Origin of the sequence: Meiothermus hypogaeus (genome assembly GCF_003574035.1) — a bacterium.
Lineage (GTDB): Bacteria > Deinococcota > Deinococci > Deinococcales > Thermaceae > Meiothermus > Meiothermus hypogaeus.
In genome coordinates this window covers 24,905-34,128 of record NZ_QWKY01000034.1, presented here as the reverse complement: position 1 = coordinate 34,128, position 9,224 = coordinate 24,905, and the positions used below count along the sequence as shown (strand labels likewise).

At 63.8% G+C, this 9,224-nt stretch carries 10 protein-coding genes and 1 pseudogene; 5 read left to right on the top strand and 6 right to left on the bottom strand.

All coding sequences use genetic code 11. The annotated features are described in order from the left end of the window. Together Mhypo_RS10085 and Mhypo_RS10080 are read left to right on the top strand one after the other, a co-directional pair. Nucleotides 1–365: pseudogene (locus Mhypo_RS10085) on the top strand (hypothetical protein); the annotation flags it as partial. 15 nt (nt 366–380) lie between these two features. Further along, complete coding sequence (locus tag Mhypo_RS10080) at nt 381–812, top strand: copper chaperone PCu(A)C (protein ID WP_119341166.1); 432 nt, start codon at nt 381–383, stop codon at nt 810–812. A gap of 3 nt (nt 813–815) precedes the next feature. Here Mhypo_RS10080 and Mhypo_RS10075 read toward each other — a convergent pair whose 3' ends face one another. Together Mhypo_RS10075 and Mhypo_RS18750 are read right to left on the bottom strand one after the other, a co-directional pair. Next, the gene (locus Mhypo_RS10075; RefSeq protein ID WP_119341165.1) at nt 816–1,628 is read right to left on the bottom strand and encodes a TlpA family protein disulfide reductase; all 813 of its coding nucleotides are present in this window, start codon (nt 1,626–1,628) and stop codon (nt 816–818) included. Then, on the bottom strand, nt 1,625–1,759 hold the full coding sequence (locus Mhypo_RS18750) for a hypothetical protein (RefSeq protein WP_276309748.1): 135 nt from the start codon (nt 1,757–1,759) through the stop codon (nt 1,625–1,627). The genes Mhypo_RS10075 and Mhypo_RS18750 overlap by 4 nt, the downstream gene beginning before the upstream one ends. 260 nt (nt 1,760–2,019) lie before the next feature. Between Mhypo_RS18750 and tnpA the strand changes: the two genes are divergently transcribed. The 3 genes from tnpA (at nt 2,020) to Mhypo_RS10060 (ending at nt 4,078) form a co-directional block, all read left to right on the top strand. Continuing rightward, nucleotides 2,020–2,484 (top strand): IS200/IS605 family transposase, encoded by a 465-nt coding sequence (gene tnpA, locus Mhypo_RS10070; protein ID WP_119341171.1) that lies wholly within the window; start codon nt 2,020–2,022, stop codon nt 2,482–2,484. Then, nucleotides 2,477–3,637, top strand: coding sequence for an RNA-guided endonuclease InsQ/TnpB family protein (locus Mhypo_RS10065; protein ID WP_119341164.1), 1,161 nt, complete (start codon nt 2,477–2,479; stop codon nt 3,635–3,637). Before tnpA ends, Mhypo_RS10065 begins: the two co-directional genes overlap by 8 nt. A gap of 159 nt (nt 3,638–3,796) precedes the next feature. Continuing rightward, the gene (locus Mhypo_RS10060; RefSeq protein WP_119341170.1) at nt 3,797–4,078 is read left to right on the top strand and encodes a metal-sensitive transcriptional regulator; all 282 of its coding nucleotides are present in this window, start codon (nt 3,797–3,799) and stop codon (nt 4,076–4,078) included. A gap of 37 nt (nt 4,079–4,115) precedes the next feature. On the opposite strand, the gene Mhypo_RS18550 is transcribed toward Mhypo_RS10060, so the two are convergent. From Mhypo_RS18550 to Mhypo_RS10040, 4 genes are all read right to left on the bottom strand, one after another. After that, nucleotides 4,116–5,024, bottom strand: a complete 909-nt coding sequence (locus Mhypo_RS18550) for a universal stress protein (RefSeq protein WP_170148268.1) — start codon at nt 5,022–5,024, stop codon at nt 4,116–4,118. 116 nt (nt 5,025–5,140) lie between these two features. Continuing rightward, the gene (locus Mhypo_RS10050) at nt 5,141–5,806 is read right to left on the bottom strand and encodes a potassium channel family protein (protein WP_119341162.1); all 666 of its coding nucleotides are present in this window, start codon (nt 5,804–5,806) and stop codon (nt 5,141–5,143) included. Next, complete coding sequence (locus Mhypo_RS10045; RefSeq protein WP_119341161.1) at nt 5,803–6,456, bottom strand: potassium channel family protein; 654 nt, start codon at nt 6,454–6,456, stop codon at nt 5,803–5,805. Before Mhypo_RS10045 ends, Mhypo_RS10050 begins: the two co-directional genes overlap by 4 nt. After that, entirely contained in the window at nt 6,453–9,203 is a 2,751-nt protein-coding gene (locus Mhypo_RS10040; protein WP_119341160.1) for a cation-translocating P-type ATPase, read from the bottom strand. Before Mhypo_RS10040 ends, Mhypo_RS10045 begins: the two co-directional genes overlap by 4 nt. Nucleotides 9,204–9,224 lie beyond the last annotated feature (21 nt).

Here is a 9,224-nt window from a genome sequence, read left to right as displayed (position 1 = left end):
ATTCGACCCGCAGGCGCTCTACCCCACCCCCATCCACATTGAGCAGCAATACGGCGCTGTTTTGGGTGGCTGATTCAATACGCCAGCGTCCCAGAGCCCCCCTGGTGGTCGGGCTGGCGGTAGCGTTGCGGGACTATCCGCTGGAAGGTTTCTTGCTTTCGGCGGTGCTGCTGAATCCCCTGGAGATGTTTAGGGTGGGCCTGCTGTATGCGCTGGAAGCCCCGGTGCTGGTGGGGCCCACGGGGTACTTGCTTAAAGAGTTTTTAGGCTATAGCGGTGGTTTTTTGCCGATGGGAGCGGGCCTGTTGGCCATCGGACTTGGGTTTTTCGGTGCGGGTTGGCGCTTTGCCCAACGCGACCGGTAAACTGTGGAGACGTTTATGCGATGGTTATCTTTGCTTTGGTTTGCTGGGCTGGCCCTGGCCCAGCCCACCCTGCGGCTCGAGGAAGGCTGGGTGCGGCGGGTGCCGGGCAACATTACCGCGGCCTACCTGGTGCTCTACAACCCCACCGACAGGCCCCTCAAGATTGTGGGGGCCAGCACCCCCATCGCCACGCGGGTGGAGTTCCACCAGACCACCCACGCCGGCCACGACGACCACCTCGATATCTCGGCCATGAAACGGGTGGACGCCCTGACCGTGCCGGCCAAAGGCCGCCTCAAGATTCTGCCCGGCGGCTACCACCTGATGCTCTACGGCCTGCGCGAGAAGAACCCCAAGTCCCTGGCTGAAGGGCAGAAGGTGCCCATTACCTTGCGGCTCGAGGGCGGGGTCAGCCTGACCTTCACCCTGACTGCGCAGACGCGCTAAAAGCTAGTCCAACTGTCGCAAAAGCTGCTCGAGCTGGGCCCGGTTTACGGGCCCCAGGTGACGGGCCATGACCTGCCCATCGGCCCCAATCAGCAGGGTGGTGGGCAGTCCGCTCACCTGGAAGGCCCGCTGCAAACCTGCACTGTCCAGGAAAACCCTCGCCTCTAGCCCGGTCTGCTGCAAGAAGTCCTGAATGGCGCCTGCGTCTTCACCTGCGTTCAGGAGCACGATGGGATAGCCCTTCTGCTGGTACTCCACCAGGAGGGGCATCTCGGCCCGGCAGGGAGGGCACCAGGTGGCCCAGAGGTTCACCAGCATGGGCTTGGGCAGGTCAGCGAAGCGTACCTCGCTGGGGCGAGACTGGCCGGCCTCGAGGTACTGCAGCACCTGGCTCCCCAGGGCTGGTTTGCTGGTTGATGGGGCCGGACGGGTAAGGCCATACTGTACCCCTAGCGGCAACAAGGCCACAGCCAGCGAGGCCGCCCCCGGAACCAGCAGGCGCATTGCTTCCTGCTTGAGCAAGAAAAGTGCCGCTAAAGCCCCGGCGGGGACGCCCACCCACCAGTTCCAGCCCCCGCTACGGATGTCCAGAATACCGAGCAGGGCAGCAAAAGCATTGGGCCAGGTAGACAGGTGTTCCACGGCGTAGCCCACTCGAGCCGCCAGCAGCGCAACCAGCAACACCCACCAGGCTTTACCCTCCACCCCCTGACGCGCGGCCAGCCAGGTAAAAGCAAGAATCCCCAGCAAGAGGGCCAGGTTGGGCCAGCTCAGGGCCAGGGGGCCCAGTAGCAAGGCATCCGGTGTGAGTCTCATCGGCTATACACCACCCATCCCAAAAGAAGCACAGCCATCCAGGGCATCAGGTTGCACAGCGAGAATCCGCGCAGCCGGCAGGACAACCAGCCGCGCAGGCGTTCCATCCCGGCCCTTGTTGTGCGCAACATATCCACCCTCTTATTATACCCCAGGGGGATATAAAGCGCAAACTATCCTGCAAGGGTAGACATGTGCCTTGTCTTGTCTGCAATTCTGTGGGGGTATTGTTAGCCCTCGACCCCCTGCGATGGACGCACCATATTCTTTAGAGAAAAGAGGGGGCGTGGGGGAGCTATAATCCCCCGGACTTTCAGTCCGTGGGATACATGGACTCCCCCACGCCCGCCGGAGGCGGACATAGCATAGTGGGCGGCGGATGTGCTATCATATGCACGTGCCTGAAGAACGCACCACGCGCCATTCGCATTACAATCTGAACTATCATCTGGTGTTCACCCCCAAGTATCGCAGGCAGGTCTTCTTTGGTGAGGTGCGCGAACGGCTGATGCAGGTATTCCGGGAGGCCTGCTTGATGAGGGACTGGGCAGTGCTAGGCATGGAGGTCATGCCCGACCACGTGCACCTTTTCCTTTCTGTACCGCCCAAGTGGGCACCCTCGGACGTGGCGAAGATACTGAAGGGCGTGTCGGCTCGGCGCATCCTGCAAGAGTTTCCGAAGCTACGGCGGGGCAAGGGCGGCGGTCATTTGTGGACGCCCTCCTTCTACGTGGGCAGTGCCGGGAATATCTCAGCCCAGACTATTCAGCGCTACATCGAGTTGCAACGCAAGCATCAGGTGGACGATCCTTTGTCGGGACCGGCTACGCCTGTACACCAGGTGGACGATGACTAGAAAGGCGTTCAAGTACCGCCTGTACCCCACCCAGCCCCAGCAAAAAGACCTGGAGCGCACCCTCTCGCTGTGCCGCCACCTCTACAACGCGGCCTTGCAGGAGCGTAGAGATGCCTACAAGAAGGCCGGGAGGACTGTCGGCTTCTACGAACAGAAGAGGTATCTGCCCGAGATACGGGCCGAGCTGCCGGAGTACAAGCACATTCATTCCCAGGTCTTGCAGAACGTCATCGAGCGGGTGGACAAAGCCTTCCAGGGCTTCTTCCGTAGGGTCAAGGCGGGACAGAAAGCGGGATACCCCCGCTTCAAGGGGCAGGGGCGCTACGACTCCTTCACCTTCCCCCAGGCCGGGACTACTGGGGTCAAGCTCCAGGAGGGCGGGAAGCGGGCGCTCCTCCACGGCATCGGCTCGGTGAAGATGAAACTTCACCGCCCGCTGGAAGGCAGGCTCAAGACCGCCACGCTGAAGCGGGAAGGGGATGACTGGTACATCGTGTTTGTCTGCGAGGTCGAACCCCAGCCGCTTCCTGAAAACCAAGAGGCCATCGGGATAGACATGGGCACCAACCCCCACTTCCTCGTCACCTCGGAGGGGGAGATGGTCGAGGCCCCTCGGTACTTCCAGAAGGCGCAGGCCAAACTAGCCCGCACCCAGCGGTCCGTGACGAAGAAGCAGCGGGGTTCCAACCGACGCAGGAAGCTCAAAATGCGCCTGGCTCGGCAGCACCGCAAAATCGCCAACCAGCGCAAAGACTTCCACCACAAGGTGGCCAGAAGGTTGGTCAACAACTATGGGACGATCGTTCACGAAGATTTGAATATCCTTGGCCTGGCCCGCTCCCGCACCGCCAAGGGGGTGCAGGACGCGGGGTGGGCACAGTTTCTCCAAATCCTCGCCTACAAAGCGGAAGAAGCTGGTAGGCGGGTCGTGGGGGTAGACCCCAAACATACCAGCCAGGACTGCCCGGTGTGCGGGCACCGGGAGAAGAAACCCTTGTGGGTCAGGGAGTTCACCTGCCCTGCTTGTGGGGCCTCTCTTCACCGGGATGTGGCTGCGGCCATCAATGTCCTGGCACGGTCGGGGCGTGTACCCGACCGCAGATGGGCTCGGACGGAGCCTTCGGGGATGGGTACGGCGTGGGCCGTCCCGTGAGAACCGAGAAGCCCCGCTCTTCAGAGCGGGGAGTCGTCACCCCATGGCTGACTATGGGTCGGTAAAAACCTTTTTTTGCTTGGGGCCCTGGATTGCAGGCATGCAGAGAACGTTGGAAGTAGCGCGGTCTTAGTGTACGATACCCCCTGGGGATACATTATGGGCGCTACCAGCAGCAAGAAACACAACCTCGAGGCCCGTACGCGCGTCCTCAATCGCCTCAAGCGGCTGGAAGGGCAGGTGCGGGGCCTGCAAAAAATGGTGGAGGAAGACCGCGACTGCCGCGAGATCCTGACCCTGCTCTCTGGCATCAAGAGCGCGCTAGAAGCCACCGGCGACCTGATCTTCGAGACCTACCTGGAAGAATGCCAGGCCGACCTGGCCCGGGGCCAGGGCGACACCAAAGCCATAGTGGAAGCGGTGCGCTTGCTGCGGCACTGAGCTTTTCGTTCTATTGAATCAAGCAGGGTGCACTGCTTCAGGCTTCGGGACAAGGCACTACCACCACCGGCGTTTGGCTACGGCGCACCACTCCTTCTGCCACCGAACCCATCATCAGCTTGTCCAGGCCGGTGCGCCCGTGCGTACCCATCACCAGCAGATCGTGCAGCAGGGCTTGTTTGACAATAGCCTCGAGAGGCCGACCCTGCATCAGCTTGACCCGCGCGGGCACCCCGGCTTGCTGGGCCTGGGTTCGCGCTTGCTCCAGCAGGGCCTCGGCCTGGGTTTGGGCGTCCTCTTCCACCAGGCTCAGGGCCTGCGATAGCGGAAGTCCTGCACCCTGGGGACGGGTCAGGGCGCTCACCACCGACAAAAAGGTCACCTCGGCGCCTAGGGCCTGGGCCAGCCGCAGGCCATAGTCGGTGGCCTGCTGGCTACAAGCACTACCATCGGTGGCAATCAGCAGATGCTTGTAGAGGGCGGCTTCGGGCTCCAGCGCCGGGGGCTCATAGGACTCGTGCACCACCAGAACCGGCCTGGGGCTGCGCGACAATACCGCTTCGGCCACCGAGCCCATCATCCAGCGCCTCAGGCCGCTGCGCCCGTGGGTGCCCAGGACAATCAGGTCGAAGTCCGGGGCTTTCTGCACGATCACCTGTTCGGGCAAGCCGGTGGGCTGAAGGGCCTTGCACTCGACCCCTAGCTTCTGGGCCAGGGCGGTGGCTTGCTCGAGGGCCAGCTTGCCGTGGTGGCGGTCAATATCGCGCAGCATGGTCAGGCGGGTTCTCAAGCCGGGGTCGGCGGGTTCTTCGCCGTGCTCGAGGACGTTGATGACTTCCGCCCTGGCCCCCAGTCGGGCGGCCAGCTCGAGGCCTACCCGTACCGCCTTCTCGCTCCCCACACTGCCATCGGTAGCAATCAGAAAGTGCTTGAAGAGGGGTTCCATACGCTCACCTGCCTTCAACCTGCCCTTTTCGAGCCAGGGTGTGTGTTGGCCCCAAAAGAACCTGGCCTGCCCACACCGCTTCAGGCCAAGCATAGACAGGAGGTATTACCAAGGCATTACCCGGCCCCCAGCAACGCCGCCAGCGCCGCCGCGTGGTCGCTGTGCACTACCGCCAACACCTCGTCGCCAGGCCGCAGCACCAGCTCGGGTTTGGGGAGCAGCAACTCACCTCTGCGCAGCACCGCCACCAGGTTGCACTCGGTGGGCAAGGTCAGGTCGCGCAGGGCTTTGCCAGCCGCGGGGGCCTTGGGGTCTATCTTTTCCTCCACCAGCGAGAACTGCCCCCGGCGCAGCTTGAGCAGGGTCATCATGTCGCCCAGCGACATCTCTTCAGCAATCAAGTGGGCCATCAGGTCGGACTGGTTGAGGGCCACATCCACCCCCATTTCCGGGGTGAACATCCAGGCGTTTTTAGGGTTGTTGATGCGGGCGATGGTGCGGGGTACGGCAAACTCGAGCCGGGCCAGGTTGGTCACCACCAGGTTGGTCTCGTCGCTGCCGGTCACCGCCGCGACCACCTGGGCCTGGCGAATATCCACACTCTGCAAAAGCGCCGGGTCGGTGCCGCTTCCCTGCACCACTACCTCTGGGGGCAGCTCACTTTGCAGCAATGGAATGCGCTCAGGCCGTAGCTCAATCACCCTGACCCGGTGCCCACCGGCACACAGCAGGCCTGCCAGGTCGGCGCCCACCTTACCCCCACCCACGATGATGACGTTCATGCGCCACCCCCTTTCAGGAGCGCCCGCAGCCGGTCTGCCGAGGGCGTGAAGACCGCCAGCCGTAGCCGGTCTCCGGCCTTGAGCACCATTCCGGCCAGGGGCAGAAGGGTTCGGCCCTCCCGCTCGAGCGTAACCACCTGCACCTCCCCCGGAATGGCCAGTTCGGACACCGGCCGGCCTGCCAGCGTGGGAGGCACCTCGGCCTGCACCAAATCCACCTGTTCCCCCAGGCTGTGGAGCACATCCAGGTGGGTGTAGGTGAGCAACTCGGTGATGCGCCCAATGCCCCAGGCCGTGGTGGAGATGGTCTCGAGGCCCAGCCTCCGGTAAACCTCGGCCTTGCGGGGGTCGTAGACCCGCGCCACCACCCGGGGAACCCGGAAGAGGCTCCGGGCCACTCGAGCCGTCACGATATTGGTCTCGTCGGAGTTGGTCACTGCCGCCAGCCCATCGGCCCGCTGAATCTGAGCCTGCTCGAGTATCGCCCGGTCAAAGGCCACCCCCACCACCCGGTGGCCTTTGAAGGTGGGGCCAAGCGCATTCAGGGCCGTCCCATCGCGGTCAATTACCGTGACCTGATGCCCCCGCTGGTCAAGGGCCTGGGCCAACCCCGAGCCCATCCGCCCACAACCCACCACAATGAAGTTCATGGCGTCCTCCTTCGCACCACCCACTTACGCAATTCATCGGCCATCAGCAACACCGGCATCCAGACCAGCAGGAATAGCCAGTGCTGCCAGGCCAAAGCAGCCGTACCAAAGATGCCTTGCAAAAAGGGCACATAAACGATGGCCACAATCAGCAGTAGCTCGGTGGCAATGCCCACCCACACCAGGCGGTTGCTGAAGAAGCCCACCCGGAACACCGAGGTGCGCTCGGTGCGCTGGGCAAACAGGTTGCCAATCTGGGTGAAGACCACCGCCGCCAGGGTCATGGCCGTAGCCGCCTGGTAAAGCGGCCCCTCGGCGGGCAACCCCAAAAACTGCCCCCAGTATCCGTTTGTCCAGAACAGCCAGAAGAACGCCGACATGGCCGCCAGGCTCTGAATTGGCCCCAGCCACAGATAGGCTCTGGCCAGCATACCGGGGGTGATGACGTGTTCCGAAAGCCTGCGCGGCGGGCGGCGCATCACCCCCGGCTCGGGCGGCTCGGCCCCCAGGGCCAGGGCTGGCACCAGGTCGGTGCCCAGATCCACCGCCAGAATCTGCATTACGTTCAGGGCCAGGGGAATCTGCGCCCCACTCAGCGCAAATACGATGAAGGGAACCGCCTCCGGGGTGTTGGAGGTGAAGATGTAGGTGGTGAATTTCTTGATGTTGGCATAGACCGTGCGACCCTCCTCCACCGCCCCCACAATGGAGGCAAAATTGTCGTCGGTGAGGATCATGTCGGCGGCTTCCTTGGCCACGTCGGTGCCGGCAATGCCCATGGCCACCCCGATATCGGCTTTCTTGAGGGCCGGGGCGTCGTTGACCCCGTCGCCCGTCACGGCTACCACCTGGCCCATCTGCTGCAGCGCGGCCACCACCCGCAGCTTGTGCTCGGGCGCCACCCGGGCAAAAATCACCTCTTCCTGCAAAAGAGCCCGGAGGGCTTCGTCGCTCAGGGTGTCGAGCTCGAGGCCCGTCACGATGCGGGGCTGCTCGCTCTGAATAATGCCGATGCGCCGCGCAATGCTAAGGGCGGTGAGGCCGTAGTCGCCGGTAATCATCACGATGCGAATCCCGGCCTGGTGGCACTTCTGCACGGCTTCGCTCACCTCGGGTCGGGGGGGATCGTACATGGCCACCAGGCCCAGGAAGGTGAGGTCTTGCTCGAGGGCCTCGGGGGTGAAGGGGGCAAAGCCCTGCGGCAGGGTTCGGGTGGCTACCGCCAGCACCCGCAAACCAGCACGGGCGTAGCCGTCGTTGACCGCCATCACCTGCGCCTGGAGGTCGTCGGTCAGCGGAAGATTGGCACCCCCCTGACGCAGGTACGTACACAGGCCCAGCACCTCCTTGGGGGCTCCCTTTACATAGGCCACCTGGGCAGGGCCCATCCGGTGAACGGTGCTCATGCGCTTGCGGCGGGCATCGAAGGGCAGCTCGCGCAACCGTGGAGACTCGGTCAACGCCACCTCCGGGTCAATCCCCGCCTTTTGCGCCACCACCAGCAGGGCTGCCTCGGTGGGGTCGCCCAGAATGCTCCAGCGGGGCCTTCCCTCGCCAGGGGGCAGCAGGCGGGCGTTGTTGCACAACGCGGCGGCCCGCAGACAGTCCTGCAGGTCTTGAGAGACTTGGCTGCTGGTGCTGGCTCCCTGAGACCCTACGATGGCCCCCTCCGGCGCGTACCCCACCCCCTCCACCCTGAACGGCTGGCCGCCCACCCAGACCTCGCGCACGGTCATCTCGTTTTGGGTCAGGGTGCCGGTCTTATCGGTGCAGATCACGCTGGTACAGCCCAGGGTCTCGACGGCCGAGAGGCGCTTGATCAGGGCGTGGCGACCCGCCATCCGCTGCACCCCCAGGGCCAGGGCCAGCGTTACGGTGGGCAGCAATCCCTCCGGCACAAACGCCACAATCATCCCCAGGCCGAAGATAAAGCCCTCTGCCAGCGGCATCCGGGCCAGCCCAATGGCCAGTGCAAAAAACACCAGACCACTGCCCACGGCAATGAGGGTGATGACCCGGGTGACCACTTCAATTTCCCTCTGCAAAGGGCTCAAGGCCTCCCCCAGGGTCTGGGTCAGGTGGGCAATCTTGCCAAACTCGGTGTGCATACCAGTAGCTAGCACCACCGCCCGGCCCGTGCCGGCCACCACGCTGGTACCGGCAAACACCAGGTTGGGCAGTTCGGGGCGGGCCAGGCCACCCGCCTGCACAGCCTCCGCGGTGCGCCGCACCGGACGCGACTCCCCGGTGAGGGTGGACTGATCCACTTGAAGTTCGGCGCTATCCACCAGCCGCCCATCTGCCGAAATATGATCGCCCTCCGAGAGCAGCATCACATCGCCTGGAACCAGCGTCTCGGCAGGAACCTGCTGTTCCTGTCCCCCGCGCAGCACCCGGGCATGGCGGGGCAATAGCTTTTTGAGGGCCTGGGTGGCCCGCTCGGCCTTGAACTCCTGCCAGAAGCTGAAGGCTCCGTTGATGAGGTTAACCAGCCAGATGGCCATGCCCAGTTGTGGCATTTGGGCCACAAACGCCACCAACCCACCTACCCACAAGAGCAGGGCCATCAGGTGGGTGAAGTTGGCCAGGAGCTTCAGCAGAAGGGGCCTGCCCCGTGCTTCGCGGAGCAGGTTATAGCCATACTGACGCAAGCGGGCCTGGGCCTCGAGCTCGCTTAGCCCCTCGGGACGGGTTCCTAGCGCAGCATAAACCTCGTCGGGCGCCAGCGCCTCGAGGGAACCCGGCATATCCGAGACGGATGATGTTGG

What these genes read in the sequence shown, in the direction of transcription:
- Mhypo_RS10080 (WP_119341166.1), top strand. Translation starts at nt 381, where the DNA reads ATGCGATGGTTATCTTTGCTTTGGTTTGCTGGGCTGGCCCTGGCCCAG.
- Mhypo_RS10075 (WP_119341165.1), bottom strand. Translation starts at nt 1,628, where the DNA reads ATGAGACTCACACCGGATGCCTTGCTACTGGGCCCCCTGGCCCTGAGC.
- Mhypo_RS18750 (WP_276309748.1), bottom strand. Translation starts at nt 1,759, where the DNA reads ATGTTGCGCACAACAAGGGCCGGGATGGAACGCCTGCGCGGCTGGTTG.
- tnpA (WP_119341171.1), top strand. Translation starts at nt 2,020, where the DNA reads ATGCACGTGCCTGAAGAACGCACCACGCGCCATTCGCATTACAATCTG.
- Mhypo_RS10065 (WP_119341164.1), top strand. Translation starts at nt 2,477, where the DNA reads ATGACTAGAAAGGCGTTCAAGTACCGCCTGTACCCCACCCAGCCCCAG.
- Mhypo_RS10060 (WP_119341170.1), top strand. Translation starts at nt 3,797, where the DNA reads ATGGGCGCTACCAGCAGCAAGAAACACAACCTCGAGGCCCGTACGCGC.
- Mhypo_RS18550 (WP_170148268.1), bottom strand. Translation starts at nt 5,024, where the DNA reads ATGGAACCCCTCTTCAAGCACTTTCTGATTGCTACCGATGGCAGTGTG.
- Mhypo_RS10050 (WP_119341162.1), bottom strand. Translation starts at nt 5,806, where the DNA reads ATGAACGTCATCATCGTGGGTGGGGGTAAGGTGGGCGCCGACCTGGCA.
- Mhypo_RS10045 (WP_119341161.1), bottom strand. Translation starts at nt 6,456, where the DNA reads ATGAACTTCATTGTGGTGGGTTGTGGGCGGATGGGCTCGGGGTTGGCC.
- Mhypo_RS10040 (WP_119341160.1), bottom strand. Translation starts at nt 9,203, where the DNA reads ATGCCGGGTTCCCTCGAGGCGCTGGCGCCCGACGAGGTTTATGCTGCG.